Origin of the sequence: Pseudoalteromonas sp. MT33b (assembly GCF_014117385.1) — a bacterium.
GTDB lineage: Bacteria > Pseudomonadota > Gammaproteobacteria > Enterobacterales > Alteromonadaceae > Pseudoalteromonas > Pseudoalteromonas lipolytica.
This window is the reverse complement of the sequence record NZ_CP059832.1, coordinates 735,189-757,145: the sequence shown is the minus strand read 5'-3', so window position 1 is coordinate 757,145 and position 21,957 is coordinate 735,189. Positions and strand designations below refer to the sequence as shown.

Below are 21,957 nucleotides of genomic sequence, written 5' to 3'. Positions count from 1 at the left end.
TAAACAAGTGTTTAGGCTTTTTTATGTTTATCGTTTTCACATTAAGCGTACACATCTACACCTATCAGGCTTTGCACCTCAGCACGTCGCTCTAAATTAGCAAACTCGGTATACGTCGAAATAGCACGGCTAATTTTCGGGTTATTTGGCTTATCGTAAATGGTTTGCTGATAGTTTTGTGACTCTGTTTTAAATTCGGCTGCGAGCGCAACACCTTGAGGGCTCGTTTTAACATATTCCGTTGACGATTTTTGCTCAGCCGATTGGTCTGATATCGCCTTAGGCGCATCAGTTACGGTATTTTTACGGCTATACTGACCCGGTATATCGCCAGTGAAAAAGCCTGAGCCAATCGGTAACGTCAAGGTCTTAATCCCAATTTAAAGATGCTTAAATTATGTGTCATAATTGCCAACGCTGCAAGTTTAGGGTGTGGTTATTCCCCATAAATAGGTTATAACGCAGTATACATACCAAACATGCGCTGCCCTTCGAGTTCTTCCTAGGGGCGATTAACTCTTGGTTGCCTACATAATATAGGTGAGAGCATGAACAGCACGCGGCAGGTTTGCTTGATTATTACTCAGCTCGATTATCACTCAGCTCGGTTATTACTCAGCTCACTAGGTTACAAACCTCGCACCGCGATTAAATCCCTTCTAGCGTGAACACATTTTAATTATGAAAGGTCAACATGTTCTCGTTATTCACGCCCGGGAAGCTTTTTCCACGTTACAGTATCTCGCACATATTTAGGTTGAGCATTTGCAGCACTTACCGTATCACCTTTTTCAAAGGCACTGGCAACCGATGCCAACATGTACTGAGCATCAGGCAATAAAATATCTGGACTTACGCTTATATTTGCCATTTCACTGACAAGTTCTGGGTACGTTTTCCAGCCTGTACCTACCGCCGTTGCGGAGTTATCTGGCAGGGTAAGTAGTTCTGGTTTAATCACTTGTTCTTCATTCACAAGTGTCATTAAACCGTGCTCATTTGCTTGATATTGAGCAAAGTATATTTCCCCCATACGTGCATCAATTGCTGAGAACACATCTGAAACATGATGTTGTTCATGTGCTTGCTGAGCCATCATTTGCAGCGTTGATACACCCACAAGCGGTAATTTGGCCGCATAGGCCAAACCTTGTGCGATGGCTACGCTAATACGTACCCCCGTAAAACTGCCGGGGCCTTGACCAAAACCAATCACGTCTAACTGCGTTAATTTACATTGCGCTTTGGTTAATAATTCATCAATTAAAGGCAAGATTTTTTGACTGTGCTGTTGCGGGCACTCTTCAAAATGATGAAATGTTTGCCCTTGATAATGAAGCACAATTGATAAGGCTTCTGTTGATGCATCGAGGGCAAGAATATTTTGTTTAATCATCTACATTACTCTAATTGATCTGTTCTAAAAAGGCGTTTGCCATTGCTAAATCACGCGTACGTCGCATGGGTGGCAAACTTTTTAAAAATACTTGGCCGTATTGGCGTGTCACTAATCGATTATCACAAATAACCAATACACCTTTATCTTTGTTATCACGAATAAGGCGCCCTACTCCTTGCTTCAGGGCAATTACCGCTTGAGGTAATTGAATATGCGCAAAAGGGTCTTTACCTTGCAGTTGGCAATCTTGCATGCGCGCTTGAAGCAGGGGGTCGTCTGGTGCAGCAAACGGCAATTTATCAATAATAACACAACTTAATGTACTGCCTCTAACATCCACCCCTTCCCAAAAAGAGGCAGTGCCAAGTAAAACAGCATTACCGTGGCGAGTGAATTTTTCAAGAATAATGCGTTTTGACATTTGCCCTTGCATGTATACCGGGTAATCTAATTGTGTGGTTAACCCTTCCGCCACCAAATGCATCATACGGTAACTTGTAAACAGTACAAAGCAACGCCCTTTGGCTGATTTAATAAGCTCAAGCGTTAACTTAATAATGGCATGTGGCATGTTGTTAGCGTGCGACTCAGGTAAATAGCGAGGTAAACACAGCAAGGCCTGTTGTTCATAGTCAAATGGGCTTTCAACAATCATGCTTTGCGCGGGTTTTAAACCAAGGCTGGCGTTAAAGTGGCCAAGATCATTATCTACCGACAACGTGGCTGAGGTAAAAACAAATCCAGCCCCAGTGTCTTTCATCATCTGTGCAAATTTTGCCGACACGTTCAGCGGCGTAATGTTCACCGTTAAATAGCGACGCGTGGTTTCGTACCAATAGCTATAACCTGTTTGTGCTGTATCGAATACGCGTTCAAGCTGCCCTTTAAAGGCCAACGTGCGTTCAAAGGGATGCTCTATTTTTTCACTGCGGTCTAAGCATAGTTTTAGTACTTGATATAAAAAGTCGAGATCGCTTATCACCCGATGCAGTGCCGCGCAGATATCTTTATCGGCCAGCTTTTCTCGCCAATCTCCGCGACTGCCATCAATACCAAACTGCAAGCGTAAGTCAGCCACACTGGTTTCTAGTTTATTGAGCGTTTTACCCAGCTGCAACATATCGGGGATATCGGCACGGTAAATTGCCCGCAGATCATTAATTAAATCCACCAGCTTTTTTGTACTGACACTTTCACCAAAGTAATCACTGGCAATCTCACTTAATTGGTGTGCTTCATCAAAAATATAGGCATCGGCTGTTGGCATTAATTCAGCAAAACCGGTGTCTTTTACCGCCATATCAGCGAAGAATAAGTGGTGATTAATCACCACAACATCGGCTTCCATCGCATTTAATCGTGCTTTACGTATATAACAATCTTGAAAGTCAGGGCACTCTTTCCCTAAGCAATTATCGGCCGTTGAACTGACATAGGGCAGCACTTTTGCATCTTCTTCAATACCAATACAATCGGCTAAATCGCCAGAACGTGTTTCGCTGGCAAATTTTGCGACCATTGCTAATTGATGCATGACATCCGGGTCATCTGTTGGCACGTGCGCTACATGCTGACTTAACCGATATGTACATAAATAGTTTGCACGGCCTTTTAACAAGGCCACTTTTTTTGTCGCGCTTAATGCTTTTACTAAGTTTGGCAAATCACGATGAAACAACTGCTCTTGCAGGGCTTTTGACCCAGTAGAAATAATTGTCTTACCTTTTGATTTTAATGCAGGAGCCAAGTAAGCATAAGTTTTACCCGTCCCCGTTCCTGCCTCAACCACTAATTGATGACGTTTTTGCAAGGCGTCATCAACCGCAACAGCCATATCAATTTGTGGCTGTCGAGGTGTGTATCCATCAAGAGAAAGCGCAAGAGGGCCAGTGGCACTGAAAAGTTGTTTGATAAACTTCGCCAATAGATTAAAAGTGATGGCCAGATTTTACGTAACTGACTTGCCAAGGGCAAGACTAAATGAGGAAGGCGGGCTTCCTCATTAGCAAAAAGGACGATTACTGTGCTTGAATTGTTAACGTTATTCCCGACGCAGCACGGTATCCCTGTATATCTATGTACCAAGTACCACTTTGCGGGTTATCAATTTGGCATGTTTCTTCGTTGCCATTCTTATAGGGGCGACACTGATAATTTGAAGCTGTGGAAGCTGAGCCATAATTCACATACAAGTCGGCATCACCGCTGCCACCTGAAGTTGCCACGGTTAAACGACTCAAACCAGCCGGTATTTGCTGTGTAAAGCGTTGCCAACTTCCAGCAGCGACACTAATATTACTTTCTGTACGGTCGATACTACTGCCACTCCTCGTCTCGTTGAAACGACCCGTTAGGGAGACACCTGAAATTTCATTCCAAGCTTCAACCATCACATGATAAGTGCCTGCTTTAATGCTCGATATTAAACAACGCTCGTTACTTGATGATGTTGTACTCTTACAGTCAAAATCTTGCAATGTTGGTTTGCTGCCAAATTTTATATATAAGTCGGCATCCCCCGTGCCACCTTGAGTAACAAACTCAAGATTACTGCTCATTGCGGGTACTTCAAGGGTAAAAAATAACTGTTCTTTGGCTGCCCCTGCAATGTTCGTTGTGGCAATGCCATTTTCAAGTTCATTACTTGGCTCTTGAACAACATCTCCGGCATTTTTAGCTATCTCAGCCAAATAACTCACGGCAAGTTTTGCAAATTTACTGGCATGTTGTGGGTCAAACTGTAAATCGTTGGAGGTATGAATCAGCGGGTTAATATCACTCATACGCGATTCAAAAGGCATTGAAGCAGCAAAACCTTGTTGATACCACGACGCATGATCTGAACAACCATAACCACATTGGTCAAACCCGTAACTAACGTTTGGTTGATACGCATCTAAAAGCTGTGATAAATACTGGTTTTGTGCTGCGTTTGTATAGTCTGTCATCATAACAATGTCGGTGCTACTGCCATGATTACCGGTCATGTCAAATTGCACCATGCCTACCACATTTTTCCCTTGTGCTTTGTAATTGGCAGCTATTTCTTTTGAGCCTCTAAGCCCAACTTCTTCAGCAGCAAAGCCCATAATTTGAATGGTTCGTTGTGGCTGATAGTTATTCTCGACTATCGCTTTAAGCGCTTGGGTGAGCACGGCAATACCCGATGCATTATCATCTGCGCCAGGAGCCCTACCATTACTTGGGTTTGACTGATTAATTGAATCTAAATGGCCACCGATGATCACTATTTCGTTCGCTTTTTCTGCACCGGGTATCGTTACAATCACCGACGATTGTGAAAAACTATGGCTAAAATAATCAACACTGATATCGCTACGACTACTGGCTATTTGTTGCCAATGCCCTTTTAACCACTGGGCAGCATCAACACCACTTTGTGCCGAGTAATATCGATTATGAAAGTTCATCATGCTGTTAACGGTATCAGTGAGCTCACTGCTGTTAATAGATGAAAGTAGCGCGTTGACTGTAGCGGCATTATCAAGACTATAATTAACTAAACTTGAGCTCGCAGCTAACTGCGAAACACCCTTTAACTGTTGAGTGTAAAGCTCGGCGTCTGCTAATGAATCATGAGCAACAAAACCACCACATCGATGGTAATTATCATGCATGAACTCACTTAACCCAGCGATCTCTTGCTTATTCAAGCGCATAAAATTTACTTGGTTTAGCGTTGATGATTGCATGGCAAAATTGTTATCTTGCTTACGTTGACTCATTGTCTCTTTTTTAAAGTGCTCTGCTGCAAGCGCATCAATAGTCACCCAAATAGTTTCGTTTGACCCGGCATGACTTAGTTGGCTAACGGAGAGTGTAGCAATGCCAATTAAGCACCGCGTAAGGAGGGTTGTCATAATCAATCCTTTTTATCTGTGAGAAAAAAGGGAGCCGAAGCTCCCGAAGAATAGGCTAGTTAGCCGAAATGGTCAGTGTTACACCACTTGCAGCACGGTAGCCGCGAAGGTCGATATACCATGTACCCGCTTGTGGATTTGAGAATGTACACGTTTCGCTATTACCGTTTTTATAAGGGCGGCAATCATAGCTTGACGTAGTAGATTGAGAACCAAAGTTAACATACAAATCCGCATCACCTGATCCACCAGAAATAGTCACATCAAGCGATGAGTATCCCGCATCGAGGTCTTGCGTGAAACGAGTCCACCCACCTGAGGCAACACTCACGTTAGATTCAGTACGGTTAATTGGTGTGGCACCTCCCCCGGTGCTCGTATCAAAACTCCCTGTTAGTGATACACCTGAAATTTGATTCCATGCTTCCACCATCACAAAGTAAGTACCCGCTTGCACATTACTGATTGCACAGCTTTCCGTACTCGTAGATGACGTACTTTTGCAATCGAAGTTGCTAAGTGTTGGTTTTGAACCATACATCACATACAGATCGGCATCGCCGCTGCCACCTGTAGTATTAAACTGCAAGTTAGTTGCATCGTCAGGCACTTCAAGGGTAAAGAACAGCTGCTCTTTTGCTGCACCACTTATGCCTGTGCGAGCAACCCCATTTGTTAGTTCTTCATCGCCTGTAGGTGGTTCTGTTGTGCCACCACAGCTGCTACCTGCACTGAGGTTTGACGTTACACCCACAGCCGCAAGTGCAGCTTGAACATCAGCGGGTTCATAGCTTAAGTCACAGGCAGCATCCATAACACCGTTACCCGCAAGATCCCAGTTTGTGCTAGCAGTCCAATAAAGTTGGTTCGCACGAGCCATAACCACAAAGGCTTTTTGCGTATCCCAACCTGGTGTTGTTGCAAGGTTGTAGAATGCCTTATTGAATACACCTGAGCTGTAGTGAACATCCATACCCGAGTAATAGTCATTCTGATGATCAATCGAGCTGCCATCTTGCGTTGGATTATTCATATAGCGCAACGCACCATTGCCTTTAAAGATCTCTTGACCAACTAACCAGTCGTTTGAGCCTTTCATATAAAATTCGGCGGCTTCACCTGCCATATCAGAGAAAGCTTCATTCAAACCACCTGATTTACCAGAATACACCAGACCAGAGTTTTGCTCGGTAAAGCCATGACTTACTTCATGCGCTGAAACATCAAGACTGACTAAAGGATAAAACGTGTTTTGACCATCGCCAAAGGTCATAGCACTTCCATCCCAAAACGCGTTTTCGTAGTTATTTCCGTAGTGAACACGCATTTTTAATTGGAAGGTTAAGGGGGCTGTGCCGACCCAATCGTTATACATATTAAAAATAACATTGCCAAAGTAATGAGCGTCGTTTAATGGCGAATACGCACCATTGATTTCTTTAAATGTATTTTCTGGACAAGTAAACGAATACGCCGTTGAGCCACTGGTACTACCATTAAGATTAATGGTTTTTACATTGGCATTATCCATCGTACAAGTGCTGCCCGACTGAGCCACATCTAGACTGTCAAAGTCAGTGCCATAAATATACTTACCCGTTTTTAAATTTCCGCCTGGGCCTGTTGCACTGGCATGTTGAAGGTTATCAAAGCTAAATAAAACTTCACCGCTGTTTGCATCAATAATTTGGTACGGACGAGATGGGTTATCGCCATACGTGACATAAGACACTTCATACACCAGATGTGCCACACTATTTTCATCTAACCAAATAGCTAAACGAGACTGTTCATTATGCTTTTTTAAGCCAACCGATTTAATTGCTGCCGGTGAATTTGCAAGCCCTTTAGCAACGGCTTTTTTCTTGCTAAGTACAGGAGATACTGAACTAATGTCTGCTGCAATATCATACACCGCCGCACCATGTGCGCGTTTTAACTGGCCATTACTATCAAATGTAAGGCTAACCGTGTCGCCGATGACAGGTAGACCTTGATACATTTGCTGATAACGGCGGGTTGTATGGCCGTTATTTGTTTTGATTTCTTTTAATACAACTAAATCATTCCCTGCACCTAGACCAACTAACTGATTAGGGCTTGCCATCAATACCGATGCAGCATTAGTTTGCAAAGCTTGGTTAATCCCCATTTGTTGATTTAAGTATTGCTTATTCGCAGCTACTGCACTTGTTGCTTGAGTCAAAGCAAAAGCAGCAAGAGTTGCTAGTGTGATTTTAGATAAATTCACGTTTACGCTCCGTTAGATTGTTATGTATTTAATGTTTTTTTAGTAACCGGACTGCACATGTTCCCGATTAGTGACCAGCCTAGATGGGTAAACGCAAAAATGAAAATGAAACAAAAAATTTACAAATAAAGTATTAGCTCTAAAAATAAAGTTCATATATTACAATGTATTGGAAATTTAAAGGTAACTGAAATGTTAACAATTAACGCTATACTGTAAATTATTTTATACATTTTCATAACATTAATTATACATTTGTACCTTTTATTTTTTCACCAACTGATTACTCGTATGCTCTGTTGATAAAAACCATATCAGCAGGTTTTTCCTCCTCAATAGCTAGGTACATATATTGCAGGTGACAGCTAGAACTTCAGGCGTAAGGATTGAAGATGTTTTCTGAATTGGCACTAAATGTGTGGGTAAACGAGCCATGGCTACTCGTAATTGGTGGCACATTTACAGCTGCTATTATATTGTTTTTAATAAAGTTTATAATTATTTACTGTTTAAAAACGTGGACCCAGCGCACAGACTTTGTGTTTGACTCTTTGCTCGTCGACTCAATTTCCACGCCACTTACTTTATGCACAATGATGGTGCTTGTGATTATTTTTGGTCATTTATTAAACATGACTGATTTTCTAACTGACTACCCGCTTCCTATCGCAGCGACTGCGAAATCAATATTAATTTTTGCTTTAGTGCTATTTTTAGATCACTTCTTATTCGGTACAGTTGACTATTACAGTTCGCGCTCGTTAGTGGTGTCTAACAGCCGCAGCATTATTAAAGGAGTGATCCGCTGTGTCATTGTCAGTGTTGGACTACTGGTTTTATTAGGCACATTAGGTATTTCAATCACGCCTATTATCGCGTCGCTAGGGATCACTTCCCTCGCCGTTGCTCTTGCCTTACAGCCGACATTAGAAAATTTTTTCTCTGGGGTTCAACTGGTTATCGATAAACCTATTAGAGTCGGCGACTTTATCGAGCTTGAGAGTGGTGACCAAGGGTTTGTTGAAAAAATAGGCTGGCGATCAACGTGGGTGAAAATGTTGCCCAATAACATGATAGTGATCCCCAATAGTCAGTTGTCTAAATCGCGAATCATCAATTATTTTTACCCTGAAAAAGAGCTCAGTGTGCCAGTGGAAGTGGGGGTACATTATGGTTCCGATCTTGAAAAGGTCGAGCAAATAACACTTGATGTAGCAAGGCAAGTTCTAAAAAGCCATGAATGGGGAATTGATGACTACGACACGTTTGTCGTGTTTCACACCTTTGATCAATCAAGTATTAATTTTACTGTGATGCTAAGAGTGAAAGAGTACTTTAATCGTTTTTGGGTGAAATCGGCTTTTATCAAAGCATTACATAAACGCTACGCCCAAGAAGGTATTGTGATTCCTTACCCTATTCGTGCTATAAACACGACACAAGAGTCTGCGTCGTTTAAAGACTCACATTGACCTAGCTAAATTTATGATAATTGCACTTTCCAACAGGTTGGATTTGTCTCTTTTGAGACAATTTTAACAGCAATTATACAAATGCAATCAGCACCTTGAATTTTTACTCTAAAATTTAATTAAAATCGCATAAACACTGTGACATACGTATGATACAGGCGTACCATATGCGCCCAGAAAGTGACTGCTTTCTGTGTCTTGTTTATAAAATATTTAAGGTCAAACAATGAATGCTTGGTACCTCATTTGTTTTCTTTCAGCATTAGCTATTTTTATTGCTTTTGCTAACCAGTTCATCCTCAAAATGCAAACAACAATTGCTATAACAACAGGCTCTGTTGTTATTTCTTTACTCCTTATTCTCGCCGTTAAAATGCTCGGTGATTCCACAGCCCTCGAAATGACTCAGGTGGTTTCAAGTATTAACTTTAATCAGTTATTGTTAAAGGGCATGCTAGGGTTTTTGCTGTTTGCAGGTGCGCTTGAAATTAATTTAGCAGCGCTGCGTAAACAGCGGTGGGAAATAACCGCATTAGTGCTATTTTCAACCATTACTTCAACCGTGATTGTAGGGTACTTGAGCTATTATTTATTTGCTTTTGTGGGCTGGCCTGTCCCTTTCATTTACTGTTTGTTATTTGGAGCATTAATTAGCCCTACTGACCCTATTGCCGTGTTAGCCATTATTAAACAAATGCGAGCCCCAGAAGGTATTTCTGTGCAAGTGGAAGGTGAGTCTTTGTTTAATGATGGTATTGGTTTGGTGATCTTTACCACTATTTTCTCGGTGGCTTTTTATGGTACAGAGGCAACGTTTACTGACGTAGCAGAGTTATTTTTAGTCGATGCAATCGGCGGCATTGTGTTTGGTTTAGTAATCGCATTAGTCGGGCACTTTTTAATCATTAATAGCCGCGATGTTAATATTCGCTTATTACTAACACTCACCATTCCTACTGCGGGCTTTGCAGCTGCTAACATTTGGGAAATATCAGGTGCTCTGGCAATGGTCACAAGTGGTATTTTGTTGGGTAATATTACCCGCTCAAAAGCGACTGAACGAACCGGTCCTGAAGATACTCGCTATGTAAAAGACTTTTGGCATGCAACCGACAGTTTCTTAAATGCGTTACTATTTTTGATTATCGGTATGCTAATTGTCACTATGCCTATCACCATTCAAGAAATTGGTCTTGGCTTACTCATGGTACCTGTTGTATTACTTGCGCGTTTTATCAGCGTGGGGACGCCATTTATGTTCTTCAAGAAGTATAGGCAATACGACAAACATTCTGTGAAGATTCTAACATGGGGTGGCCTAAGAGGCGGGTTAGCACTGGCAATGGCTGCGGCAATACCTCGCGACCAAGTAATGATTGCGGGCTCAGACCTTCATGATTTAATTGTCATTGTGACTTACGTCGTCGTCATTTTTTCTATTATTGTGCAAGGCTTAACTATTTCACCACTTATTCAAAGCAGTATTCAATCTGCCAAACACGTAACTGAGAAATAGTATCGCTGCATGTGCGTTATACCAATTGAGTTAATTGTTGAACCTAATAAAAGTTAAACATTTGACTCGGTTGGTATTAATAGGTTCTTTTTTATCACTTTTGTTTTGTACATTCGGCTATCTGCTAGCGCCAATAGGTGTGACAGTGAGCATGGTTTTTGCCCTGAAAAATTGGCAATCCCATGCGAAAAACTAAGGTTAAATTTATGCTTAAATTGGCCTGACAATTCACTAAATGACTCAGCTAATCGCTGCATAATGACTTCGCATTCTTGGGTACTCAAATCAGTAAACAAAATAACAAATTCATCGCCACTCAATCGGGCAAACAAATCTGCTTTTCTGCAACACGATGCTAGAACATTGGCGAAGCCTTTCAATACCTCATCGCCAGTAGCATGACCAAACGTATCGTTAATCGGTTTAAAATTATCGAGATCAATAAAGACCAACTTCGCTTTTAAATTTTGTCTGATACATAAATCTAAATAACGCTCAGCCGTACTGCTGAAACTTCGTCGATTAGGCAATAATGTTAACTCATCAGTTGTTGCCAATTGCATCACTGCAAGCTCTCGTTCAATAATGGCGGTAAAGTCTTTTAACACATTCGCTTGTTCTTGGGTGAACGATCGAGGCTGATGGTCAATTATGCATAAAGTGCCAATACGATTGCCTGACTGCAATGTAATAGGGCTGCCGGCATAAAAACGGATATTGGGCTCACCTGTCACCAAGGGATTATCAGCAAACCTAGGGTCTAGCAATGCATCACAGACGACCAATGGACCATTATCTAAAATCGCATGGGCACAAAAAGAGATATCACGCGGTGTTTGTTTTACGCTGACCCCAATGCATGACTTGAACCACTGCCGGTGTTCATCAACAAGACTGATTAAACAAATAGGGACCGAAAAGAACTGCTGAACAAGGCGCGTTATTCTATCCAGCGCTGGATCATTTGGGGTATCTAAAATTTCGAGTGCACGAAGCTCTTCAAGGCGCGCTTTTTCACTAAATGGTACTGCTGGCTTATCCATAATATCGCCTTGAATCTGAAAATTAATTTTACTCTACAAACCTAGCACAAAGTGCTAGAAAACGAGATAAAAATAATTTTATTTTCTTAAGCATTAAGCCCATGTATCGAGGTGCTTATTGCCGTCTTCACCTTCTTCGATAATATCTTTATCATTTTTATCAGCACTTTTATTAGCACTTTCGGCTGCTTTTTTACGCCGTTCAATTTCGCGTTTTTGCCGCTTTTCGAGTTCAATTCTCTGCACGTTCGCATCTTTTACGCCCGCAATGTGGAATGCACCTTTACTCTCAAGTTGTAAACGCGTGATGCGTCCTAAAAAGGGGATCATGATATCCATTTGTACCTCCTACCCATCCACTTATTATCGACCGTTATAGCATATTCTTTAATTGCAAAAAAAAGTGCTTGCCAAAAATATTAAAAACATGTTTATCTATATACGTAATTTATTTAAACAGATTAACGCACTGGTTTAGACAAACGAGTGCAACACAGGAAAGATTATGCGCTTCAACTTGACAACTATCCATCATCACCATCATTCACCGGAATAGCCTGTCAGGTTTTTCGCTGAGAGGTTATTCCTAAAAGGAACCTCTGGCGAGTAATCAACCACATTATTTATTTTCGCCCTGAGGTTTCCTCGGGGTTTTTAGTTTTTGAATTAAAGGAAAATAAATAATGAGTAATAACAACCGTTTACGTATCGCCATCCAGAAAGGCGGCCGACTATCAAAAGACTGCCAAGAGCTTTTAAAACAGCTAGGCGTTAAATTGAATCTTCGTGAACAACGCCTAATAGCACACTCTACTAACATGCCCATTGATGTACTTCGTGTACGTGATGACGATATTCCAGGCCTAGTTATGGACGGTGTGTGTGACTTAGGTATCGTTGGCGAAAACGTACTTGTTGAAGTACAAGCCGAGCGCGAACGTCAAGGCGCTGCATTTGAAGTAAACAAACTGTCAAAACTTGATTTCGGCTATTGCCGCTTAGCACTGGCTTGGCCACAAGAGCTAGGTGTGCAAAAGAAGAGCTGGTTTGAAGGCAAGCGCATTGCCACTACCTACCCTGAAATTCTAGGTCAATATCTAAAACGTGAAGGCATCAACGCAAGCACAGTTATGCTAACAGGCTCTGTAGAAGTGGCCCCGCGTGCAGGCCTTGCCGATGCTATCTGTGATTTAGTGTCTACCGGTGCAACACTTGAAGCCAACGGCTTAATGCAAGGCGATACTATCCTCGAATCAAATGCCTGTTTAATCCAAAACAAAGACCTGACAGATCAAAGCAAACTTGATTTAATCAACACCCTAATGCCGCGTTTACGGGGTGTACGCCAAGCTAAAGAAAGTAAGTACATCATGCTACACGCGCCAAAAGCAAAACTCGATGAAGTGTGTGATTTACTGCCTGGCACAGGTCAACCAACATTACTTGCTTTAGCCGGTAGTGATGATTATGTGGCACTGCACATGGTGAGCAGCGAAACCTTATTCTGGGAAACGATGGAAGAGTTGAAAGCACTCGGTGCAAACTCGATCCTCGTAATGCCAATTGAAAAAATGATGGAGTAAGTATCCATGTTTCGCTGGAATGAGGAAAACCAACTCGCACAGCAAGCGGTACTTACCCGCCCTGCTGTCACGGCAAGCAAAGAGATCGAATCAAAATGCATCGATATCTTAGCGGCAGTCAAAGAGCAAGGTGACGCTGCGCTTTTAAACATGGCAAAACAATTTGATAAGCGCGAAACACCGCGTTTATTAGTGCCCGTTGAAGAAATTGATCAAGCAGAACAGTTTTTATCGAGCGAATTAAAAGCCGCGATTGAAACAGCTTACGCTAATGTAAAACGCTTTCACCAAGCACAATTACCAAAAGACATTAAACTAACAACTCAACCTGGGGTGTTATGTGAGCTTAAATACCAAGCGATTGAAGCAGTGGGTATATACGTACCCGGTGGCAGTGCGCCATTACCTTCGTCGGTTATTATGCAAGGTGTCCTTGCACAATTAAGCGGTGCAAAAACTGTTGTGCTTGCAACACCTGTTAAGGGCGATGAAAGCATTAACCCTGCAATTCTCTATGCAGCTAAGCTATGCGGTATTAGAACAATTGTTGAAAGTGGCGGCGCAGGGGCAATTGCAGCGATGGCTTACGGCACTGAGTCTGTACCGAAGGTCAATAAAGTATTTGGCCCAGGCAACAGTTTTGTGACAATGGCAAAACAGCTTGTCGCCCAGACGATTCCGGGCATGGCAATTGATATGCCTGCAGGTCCTTCTGAGGTACTGGTGATTGCTGATGAACGTGCAAATCCTGAATTTATTGCTGCCGATTTATTATCGCAGGCAGAACACGGTGCTGATTCACAAGTAATCTTACTGTGTAATAGTGAGCGCATTATTGAACTTACGCAGCAAGCATTAACAACGCAGCTTGCAAAATTAAGCCGCAAAGAAACCGCTGAACAAGCCCTTGCAAATTCAAGCTTGATTTTAGTCGACTCTATTGAGCAGGCATTTGAAGTATCAGCACAATATGGTCCTGAACACCTAATTTTACAACTTGCTGATGCTCAGCCTTATTTAGGCTTAGTTAAAAATGCTGGATCTGTCTTTGTGGGCGACTATACACCGGAATCTGCAGGCGATTATGCGTCAGGTACTAACCACGTACTACCAACGTATGGTTACAGTGCCACCTATTCGAGCTTAAACTTACTGGACTTTTTTAGAACTTACACAGTACAAACCATTAGCAAAAATGGGTTACGTGAATTATCTAAAGCAATTTTACCTTTGGCCGCAGCAGAAGGGCTTGATGCTCACGCTAATGCTGTTTCAATTCGTCTTGAGGCACTAAATAATGAGCGATAACTCAACACTTACCACACTGTTGCCAGACAACATTGCAGCCCTAACAGCTTATAGCTCAGCAAAGAGCGAGAAACTGACTGGAACAACGTGGCTAAATGCCAACGAAAGTCCCTACTCTCGCACGCCTACTGTGAGTTTGGCCGATTTAAATCGCTACCCCGATCCACAGCCAACACAGGTTATTAACCGTTACGCATGTTATGCCAACTTAGAGCCAGAGCAAGTGCTGATGACACGCGGTGCCGATGAAGGCATTGAGCTATTGGTGCGTACATTTTGCCGCCCAGCAAAAGACAGTATCGCGCTATTTTTACCAACCTATGGTATGTACAAAGTCACTGCCGACACTCACAACGTAAGCATTAACGGTCTCACCCAAGAGTTACTGTTAAAAGGCACGGTTGATGAAATTGTTGCTGCGATAGCTGACTCGAAATTAGTTTTCATTTGTAATCCTAATAATCCAACAGGCAGCATGACGAGCCTAGACAAGATCAGAAAGATTACCCAACAACTTGCGGGTAAAGCCATCGTCGTGGTAGATGAAGCTTATATAGAGTTTTGTCCAGAACACAATGCAGCAAGCTTAATTAATGAATTTAATAATCTTGCGGTGCTAAGAACCTTATCTAAAGCGTTTGCTTTAGCAGGTTTGCGTACAGGCTTCACACTTGCAAACAGTGATTTACTGGCACCGATCCGTAAAGTAATTGCGCCTTATCCAGTATCAACTGTAGTCGCACGCATTGCGGCTGATGCACTCAGTAGCGATAACATCGCCTCAATGCGTCGCCAAGTTACTATATTAAATAGTTTAAAAGCCAAACTAAAAGACTGGCTTGAACAATCATCGGCCGTGGTTAAGGTGCTTAGTGGTGAAGGTAACTTTGTAACCTTAAAGCTAAAAGATAGACAGTCATTTAATATTGCATTGGTACAAGGTCTTGTGATGCGCGCATTCACTCTTTATGGTGAAAATGATTGGCTGCGCATTTCAATCGGTAATGAACAAGAATTAGAACAAGTAAAAATTTGGCTAGATGGTTTATCACTTGCCAGTAACATAGTAGAACAGGAAGTATAATGAGTAACCCGTATTTATTTATTGACCGCGATGGCACCATTATCGAAGAGCCAATCACCGATAAACAGGTAGATAGCCTCGAGAAATTAGTATTTTTACCCAATGTGATCCCTGCTCTACTGCAACTTCAAGCAGCGGGATACCGCTTAGTTATGGTATCGAACCAAGATGGACTAGGTACAGATAGCTTCCCAACGGCTGATTTTGACATTGCGCAAGACAAAATGATGAATATCCTCAACAGCCAAGGTATTCAATTTGACGAAGTACTGATTTGCCCCCACTTTGATGCAGACAATTGCAACTGCCGTAAACCTAAAACAGGGTTGCTGACTGAACTTATGCGCTCAGGCAAAGTAGATTTAGCCCGTTCATTTGTCATCGGTGACCGCCAAACAGATATAGGTCTTGCTGCTAACTTATGCTGCGAAGGCATTTTATACACCGGCAGTTGGGATGCCATTGTCACTCAGCTAACAACACAAAACCGTGAAGGTCGCATAACCCGCAACACCAAAGAAACGCAAATCGATGTGCAGGTTAATTTAGACCAAACCAAAAATGGCGACATTAGTACTGGCCTTGGCTTTTTTGATCACATGCTTGACCAAATTCGCACCCACGCCAATATCGGACTTAATGTTAAAGCCACGGGCGACTTACACATTGATGAACACCACCTCGTTGAAGACATTGGTATTGCCTTAGGGCTTGCACTTAAACAAGCGCTGGGTACAAAAACGCAAATTGGCCGTTATGGATTTGCGCTACCGATGGATGAATGTAAAGCCGAGGCGCAAATAGATTTATCGGGCCGTGCATCGTTTGTGTTAAATGCCGATTTTAGCCGTGAAAAAGTCGGCGACTTAGATGTGCAAATGGTTGAGCATTTTTTTAAAAGTTTAAGTGACAACGCCGCAATGAGCCTGATTTTGTCAGTCAGCGAGGGTAACTGTCATCACCAAGTAGAAGGCTTATTTAAAGCCTTTGCCAGAGCGCTGCGCGCTGCTATCGCAAAAGATGCCACGCAACAAACTGCCAGCTCAAAGGGGTGTTTATGATTGCCATAATTAATACGGGTTGTGCCAATATCAACTCGGTGCGTTTTGCGTTTGAGCGACTCGGTCAAAATCCAGAAGTGATCACTTCGCCTGAGCAACTAAAAGGCTTTGAACGTGCTATTTTACCCGGTGTAGGCCATGCTTCTGTGGCAATGAAGCGCCTAAAAGACGGTGGCTGGCAACAAGCCATTGATGAATATCAGCGTCCGCTTATGGGCATTTGTTTAGGCATGCAATTACTTTGCGAAAGCACCGAAGAAGGCAATGTTGATTGCCTAGGTAAAATCCCGGGTATTGTTAAGCAACTTGATGTAGGTACATTGACATCACCGCATATGGGCTGGAACGACCTAACAGTATTAAAAGAGCATGCGCTCACTAAAGGTTTAACAGCGCAAGATCATGTTTACTTTGTGCATAGCTTTGCTCACACCGTCAACGATGCCACGCTTGTCAGTGGTGAATACGGAAACACTTTCTCTGCGATTGTTGCAAAAGATAACTATGCAGGCATGCAATTTCACCCAGAGCGCAGTGCCAAAGTCGGCACCCGATTATTACAAAACTTTTTAGATTGGCAGCTGTAAGCGCAGCACAAAAATAAGAGACCAAAACGTGATTATTCCAGCACTTGATGTATTACAAAACCAAATTGTGCGCTTATACCAAGGTAAGTATGATACAGCACAATTTTACCCATACGAACTAGGCGCACGCTTACAAGCGTACGCAAACAGCGGTGCAGGTAAGCTGCACCTTGTTGATTTAGAGGGCGCACGCGACCCGAGCAAAAAGCAATGGCAACATATTCAAACCGCGACCAAAGCATTAAACGTCCCTTATCAGGTTGGCGGCGGTATTCGCTCTGAACACGATGTGGCCGACTGGCTAAAAGCCGGAGCTAACCAAGTTGTGATTGGTTCAATGGCCGTTGAAAAGCGCGAGCAAGTCCAAGCATGGATTGAAAAGTTTGGGGCCGAACATTTCGTGATTGCCCTTGATGTAAATAAAACCGAAAACGGCTGGGCTCCTGCCACTCACGGTTGGTTAAGTGAATCTGAGTTTGGATTATTTGAACTTGTTGATTTTTACGTAGCATTGGGCGTCATTGACTTTCTGTGCACTGATATCAGTAAAGACGGCACCATGACAGGCCCTTCATTTGCACTGTATGAAGATTTAATAAACCACAACAGCCAAATAAAAGTACAAGCATCTGGCGGCGTAAGCTCGCTTGACGATATCGCCAAGCTTAAAAAACTCGGTGTGGGTGGGGTTATCTTAGGTAAGTCATTGCTTGATGGTGCCTTTAATGTTGAGGAGGCGTTAGCATGTTATCAAAACGCATAATTCCTTGCTTAGATGTCAAAGACGGCCAAGTCGTAAAAGGCGTTAAGTTTAAAGGCCACGAAGTGGTTGGTGATATTTTAACACTTGCAAAAGCATACAGCGATGCAGGTGCTGATGAACTGGTGTTTTATGAAATTAGCGCCAGTGTCGAAAAACGCCTACTTGATGTAAATTGGGTTGAGAGTATTGCCCGCCATATTGATATTCCATTTTGTGTGGCTGGTGGCATTAAATCAGTTGCCGATGCAGCGCGTGTGCTAGAGCGCGGCGCAGATAAAATCAGTATCAACAGCCCTGCCATTGCACGCCCTGAACTTATCAAAGAATTACACGATGAGTTTGGTAAACAATGTGTGGTTGTCGGCATTGATAGCTTTTACGATGAAACCACTGGCGAATATTTAGTGTACCAATTAACGGGTGACCCTAATGCATCAAGCCGTACACGATACAAAACCGAAGAATGGGTCAAGCGTGTGCAAGACCTAGGCGCAGGTGAAATCGTGTTAAACTGCATGAACCAAGATGGTGTGCGTAAAGGTTACGACAATGTTCAGCTTTCTAAAATGCGCGCATTATGCGACATTCCGCTAATTGCATCAGGTGGTGCCGGCACAATGCAAGACTTTGTTGATGTATTTCAGCAAAGCCACGTTGACGGTGCACTTGCTGCCAGCGTATTTCATAAGAACGTCATTAACATTGGCGAACTAAAACAATTTTTAATCGATAATAATATAGCGGCACGACTATGCAATTAACCAAAGATAACCTTACTCAAGTCGATTTTGCCAAAAGCGAATTGATCCCAGCCATTGTGCAAGACGCACGCTCTGGGATTATTTTGATGCAAGGTTTTATGAATGCGGACGCCTTAGCCGCCACCTTCGACAAGCAAAAAGTGACCTTTTACTCACGTTCAAAGCAGCGCTTGTGGACCAAAGGCGAAACATCAGAAAACTACCTTGAAGTCGTCTCTGTTCACACTGATTGTGATTACGATTCCATTTTAGTACTCGCAAACCCATTAGGCCCAACCTGTCATTTAGGCACGCAAAGCTGCTTTGGTGATGACGCTAAACCCAGCCTAGCTTTTTTAGCTGAACTTGAACAAGTGATTGTTTCACGCAAAGACGATGACCCAAGTAAAAGCTACACAGCGTCTTTATTTTCAAAAGACTTAAGCCGTAGTTGCCAAAAAGTCGGTGAAGAAGGTGTTGAAGTAGCACTGGCAGCCATGAAGCATGACAACGATGAATTAACCAATGAATCGGCTGACTTACTGTATCACTTAACCGTGTTGTTACAGCGTCAAGGCCTTTCACTGGCTGATGTCGTGAGCTGTTTACAAGGCCGCCATAAGTAACATTAAAAGCTTAAGATGCCGCTAAAAATGGCGCATCTTAAGCTATTACATAAAAAATTTTAAACCCATTTAAACCTTTCTCCTCCACGTTTACGACTAAGCTAACAACACCATACATATAAAAGGGAAAGTCATGTTGAGCACAGTTAAAACGTTATCACTCATTGCCGCAGGTTTGTTATCAGCGCAAACATTCGCGTGGGGAGATATGCCTCTACAAAACACTAAAAACCTGACACTAAACGCAAAATCACTAAGCACTCTAAAAGTAGAAGCCGGTTCAGGTTTTTTACACATAACAGGCAGTGACAGTGATGAAGTAACCGTAAAAGCCGAAATTTACCAAGATCAGCCTCACGATGAATACTGCTTAGGACTTGAGGCTAAAGGCAGTAATGCAGAGCTTTCTGCTGGCCAATGTGACTACCACACGAATAAACAAACACGCATTGATTTAACCGTCAGTATTCCACGTTCATTTAATGTCAACGTGCACGACGGCTCTGGCGAAATTATTATTCGCAAAGCTGCTAACACCGTGATCAACGATGGTTCAGGTTCCATTGAGGCAATCGACATTCAAGGCACACTTGAAATCAATGATGGCTCTGGCAGCATTAACGTAAGAAACGTCAGTCGTGATATTAAAATTCACGATGGTTCTGGCAACATTGATGTCGCACACACCCAAGGTAATATAAATGTTCACGACGGCTCTGGTGGCATCGACTTAAACGATATCGCAGGTGATGTGGTTATTTCAGACGGTTCTGGCAGCATTCGTGTTGATAAAGCAGCTAACTTTGAACTACTTAGCGATGGCTCAGGTTCAGTTAACGTAACGAATATTTTAGGTAAAACAACGTTATAAATACGCGTATGTATAATAATGTTATTCAATTGCCCCTTATTTATGGGGCAATTTGTCATCACAAAAACCCCCGCCAATAAATCTTTATTAGCATTTTTACAAGGGCTTAGGTATCCTTTAGGAAACGTTAAAGGAACTGCTATTTAAAAGGATAGCCTGATATGAAAAAGCCACTCGCCGCCTTACTTTTTGGCCTTGTTTTAACAGGTTGTACTGGCCTTACGACCGAGCAACAAGCCGCCATAGATAATTTGACACCTTGCGAGAAGATTAATGCACTTTTAGGCGCATACGACAATCGCTTTGAAGGCTTAAAACGCAGCCGTGTGAACACAAAATACATGGAAACATGGACTGCAAAATACAACCTAATTTCCGACAACTGCCAAATTACAGCGCTTGATAATGACAATGTCACGTATCGTTGTGTAGGTAACTATGCGCAACAACAGCAAGCGGTTGCAGATCATACTCGAGCAGTCAATTTTACCCAAGCCTGTTTAGCAGATAAAAACTGGCATCAAACCCAAAAAGAGTCTGCAGAATCACTGCGTACAACATTTGTGCTTGATGAAAATACCCCCGTTATTTCTATTCATTCGGGTAAAACATTATCGCGAAAACAGCCTTGGTCAACCACTCTTGAAATTGGTAAGCCTGTTGCAGGTAAATAACCTATCGAATGCATTAAGGTCACATTGTTGTGGCCTTAACATTTAACTCGCATGACAGACTCTAAAAAGCCAAAATCCACATATAAAACTGACTGCATTGGGCAATGCCATCGACTTAATGGCTACTGCACTGGGTGTGGCCGAACGAATGATGAAATTTTTAATTGGATCATTTTATCTGAAAAAGAAAAGTGTGCGATTTTAAATACCCCTCGTCCTGACATAAAAACGAAATAATGCTGACACCCAAGCGTCATTAAAGCTTGTTAGCCTGATTAAAACGACTCATCAGGTAAGCATAATGCCCCCTATTTTTGTAATTAACTTAGCAAGCTCAATAGAGCGTCTAAACCGCGTAAGCGATGAGCTTAATGCACAGAACTTAGCATTTGAGCGCATTGATGCTGTCGATGGTAAAACATTAACAGACGCAGATATCGCCAAGCATTACAATGCCCGTTTAAACCTTAAAAAGTACCACAAACCTTTAAGTCGAGGTGAAATAGGCTGTTACCTGAGTCATCGAAAAGCATGGCAAACAATCGTAGATAGGCAACTCGACTACGCCATTATTTTAGAAGATGATTTTGTGCTCGACCGCTCAATTCACAGTGCTATCGAGAACATCAATCACTTAAAACAGCCATGGCAACTCATTAAATTGGCCGCGTATAAAAATCGCAATCGTGACATTGCATACGCAAAACCGCTTGCAGATGGTCAGCACTTAGCAATTCATAAAAAACTCATGTCTGGCTGCTGCGCAACGGCTATTAGCTTAGCGGGGGCTAAAGCACTGCTTAAGGCCACAGACACATTTGCTCGCCCTGTAGACTGCGATTTGCAACACGTGTGGGAAACCGGCGTTTATGGCTTTTCACTCCTGCCTTACCCTGTTATACAACCTGACAGTGCGCAAAGCGATATTCGTGATAGGTCTTGTCAGGTTAAAAAGTCATTTTGGCGTCGTAAAAAGCAGCAGCTCCACAGTACAATTTTAAACGCAAAATACACCAAACAGTTTGTAAAAGCCCAACAAACACCCGACAAAAAGAAAGGAGCCGCAGCTCCTCTCTTACCAATCAAAAATCATTAAAT

The 21,957-nt window shown here is 42.5% G+C and carries 21 protein-coding genes; 14 read left to right on the top strand and 7 right to left on the bottom strand.

Features of this window, described 5'->3' with window-relative positions; translation table 11 throughout:
• Positions 1 to 41 precede the first annotated feature (41 nt).
• The 5 genes from H3302_RS19275 to H3302_RS19255 form a co-directional block, all read right to left on the bottom strand.
• Positions 42 to 365, bottom strand: a complete 324-nt coding sequence (locus H3302_RS19275; RefSeq protein ID WP_065979051.1) for a hypothetical protein — start codon at positions 363 to 365, stop codon at positions 42 to 44.
• Positions 366 to 703: 338 nt separating this feature from the next.
• Entirely contained in the window at positions 704 to 1,396 is a 693-nt protein-coding gene (gene tsaB / locus H3302_RS19270) for a tRNA (adenosine(37)-N6)-threonylcarbamoyltransferase complex dimerization subunit type 1 TsaB (protein ID WP_036971946.1), read from the bottom strand.
• Positions 1,397 to 1,406: 10 nt separating this feature from the next.
• Entirely contained in the window at positions 1,407 to 3,323 is a 1,917-nt protein-coding gene (locus H3302_RS19265; protein WP_036971947.1) for an ATP-dependent DNA helicase, read from the bottom strand.
• A 94-nt stretch (positions 3,324 to 3,417) separates the two neighbouring features.
• The gene (locus H3302_RS19260; RefSeq protein WP_182396541.1) at positions 3,418 to 5,280 is read right to left on the bottom strand and encodes a M28 family metallopeptidase; all 1,863 of its coding nucleotides are present in this window, start codon (positions 5,278 to 5,280) and stop codon (positions 3,418 to 3,420) included.
• 55 nt (positions 5,281 to 5,335) lie between these two features.
• Positions 5,336 to 7,531 carry a M4 family metallopeptidase gene (locus tag H3302_RS19255; protein WP_182396540.1) on the bottom strand — a complete coding sequence of 732 codons (2,196 nt, stop codon included), beginning with the start codon at positions 7,529 to 7,531 and terminating at the stop codon, positions 5,336 to 5,338.
• A gap of 392 nt (positions 7,532 to 7,923) precedes the next feature.
• Here H3302_RS19255 and H3302_RS19250 point away from each other — a divergent pair, with 392 nt between their 5' ends.
• Positions 7,924 to 9,003 carry a mechanosensitive ion channel family protein gene (locus H3302_RS19250; RefSeq protein ID WP_083422899.1) on the top strand — a complete coding sequence of 360 codons (1,080 nt, stop codon included), beginning with the start codon at positions 7,924 to 7,926 and terminating at the stop codon, positions 9,001 to 9,003.
• Between the two features lie 226 nt (positions 9,004 to 9,229).
• A complete protein-coding gene (locus tag H3302_RS19245; RefSeq protein WP_065979048.1) occupies positions 9,230 to 10,519 on the top strand; it encodes a sodium:proton antiporter in 1,290 nt (429 codons plus the stop codon).
• 53 nt (positions 10,520 to 10,572) lie between these two features.
• Here the strand turns inward: H3302_RS19245 and H3302_RS19240 are convergent, their stop codons facing one another.
• Together H3302_RS19240 and H3302_RS19235 are read right to left on the bottom strand one after the other, a co-directional pair.
• Positions 10,573 to 11,562, bottom strand: coding sequence for a sensor domain-containing diguanylate cyclase (locus H3302_RS19240; protein WP_036971958.1), 990 nt, complete (start codon positions 11,560 to 11,562; stop codon positions 10,573 to 10,575).
• Positions 11,563 to 11,655: 93 nt separating this feature from the next.
• On the bottom strand, positions 11,656 to 11,901 hold the full coding sequence (locus tag H3302_RS19235) for a hypothetical protein (RefSeq protein ID WP_036971961.1): 246 nt from the start codon (positions 11,899 to 11,901) through the stop codon (positions 11,656 to 11,658).
• A gap of 344 nt (positions 11,902 to 12,245) precedes the next feature.
• On the opposite strand from H3302_RS19235, the gene hisG reads away from it, so the two are divergent.
• The 12 genes from hisG (at position 12,246) to H3302_RS19175 (ending at position 21,955) form a co-directional block, all read left to right on the top strand.
• Positions 12,246 to 13,145, top strand: coding sequence for an ATP phosphoribosyltransferase (hisG, locus tag H3302_RS19230; protein WP_036971963.1), 900 nt, complete (start codon positions 12,246 to 12,248; stop codon positions 13,143 to 13,145).
• 6 nt (positions 13,146 to 13,151) lie between these two features.
• Positions 13,152 to 14,453, top strand: a complete 1,302-nt coding sequence (gene hisD / locus H3302_RS19225; RefSeq protein ID WP_182396539.1) for a histidinol dehydrogenase — start codon at positions 13,152 to 13,154, stop codon at positions 14,451 to 14,453.
• Positions 14,443 to 15,537 carry a histidinol-phosphate transaminase gene (gene hisC / locus H3302_RS19220; protein WP_182396538.1) on the top strand — a complete coding sequence of 365 codons (1,095 nt, stop codon included), beginning with the start codon at positions 14,443 to 14,445 and terminating at the stop codon, positions 15,535 to 15,537. Before hisD ends, hisC begins: the two co-directional genes overlap by 11 nt.
• Entirely contained in the window at positions 15,537 to 16,598 is a 1,062-nt protein-coding gene (hisB, locus tag H3302_RS19215) for a bifunctional histidinol-phosphatase/imidazoleglycerol-phosphate dehydratase HisB (protein ID WP_182396537.1), read from the top strand. The genes hisC and hisB overlap by 1 nt, the downstream gene beginning before the upstream one ends.
• Entirely contained in the window at positions 16,595 to 17,185 is a 591-nt protein-coding gene (gene hisH / locus H3302_RS19210) for an imidazole glycerol phosphate synthase subunit HisH (RefSeq protein WP_036971972.1), read from the top strand. The genes hisB and hisH overlap by 4 nt, the downstream gene beginning before the upstream one ends.
• A 28-nt stretch (positions 17,186 to 17,213) precedes the next feature.
• Positions 17,214 to 17,948 carry a 1-(5-phosphoribosyl)-5-[(5-phosphoribosylamino)methylideneamino] imidazole-4-carboxamide isomerase gene (locus H3302_RS19205; protein ID WP_075593267.1) on the top strand — a complete coding sequence of 245 codons (735 nt, stop codon included), beginning with the start codon at positions 17,214 to 17,216 and terminating at the stop codon, positions 17,946 to 17,948.
• Positions 17,930 to 18,709: an imidazole glycerol phosphate synthase subunit HisF gene (hisF, locus tag H3302_RS19200; protein WP_036971975.1), complete on the top strand. Its 780-nt coding sequence runs from the start codon at positions 17,930 to 17,932 to the stop codon at positions 18,707 to 18,709. The genes H3302_RS19205 and hisF overlap by 19 nt, the downstream gene beginning before the upstream one ends.
• The gene (hisIE, locus tag H3302_RS19195; RefSeq protein WP_036971977.1) at positions 18,700 to 19,314 is read left to right on the top strand and encodes a bifunctional phosphoribosyl-AMP cyclohydrolase/phosphoribosyl-ATP diphosphatase HisIE; all 615 of its coding nucleotides are present in this window, start codon (positions 18,700 to 18,702) and stop codon (positions 19,312 to 19,314) included. The genes hisF and hisIE overlap by 10 nt, the downstream gene beginning before the upstream one ends.
• 133 nt (positions 19,315 to 19,447) lie before the next feature.
• A complete protein-coding gene (locus H3302_RS19190) occupies positions 19,448 to 20,185 on the top strand; it encodes a hypothetical protein (protein ID WP_182396536.1) in 738 nt (245 codons plus the stop codon).
• A 161-nt stretch (positions 20,186 to 20,346) separates the two neighbouring features.
• Positions 20,347 to 20,859, top strand: a complete 513-nt coding sequence (locus H3302_RS19185) for a hypothetical protein (protein ID WP_036971979.1) — start codon at positions 20,347 to 20,349, stop codon at positions 20,857 to 20,859.
• Between the two features lie 51 nt (positions 20,860 to 20,910).
• Complete coding sequence (locus H3302_RS19180) at positions 20,911 to 21,096, top strand: DUF1289 domain-containing protein (protein ID WP_182396535.1); 186 nt, start codon at positions 20,911 to 20,913, stop codon at positions 21,094 to 21,096.
• A 64-nt stretch (positions 21,097 to 21,160) separates the two neighbouring features.
• Complete coding sequence (locus tag H3302_RS19175) at positions 21,161 to 21,955, top strand: glycosyltransferase family 25 protein (protein WP_182396534.1); 795 nt, start codon at positions 21,161 to 21,163, stop codon at positions 21,953 to 21,955.
• Positions 21,956 to 21,957: the final 2 nt, after the last annotated feature.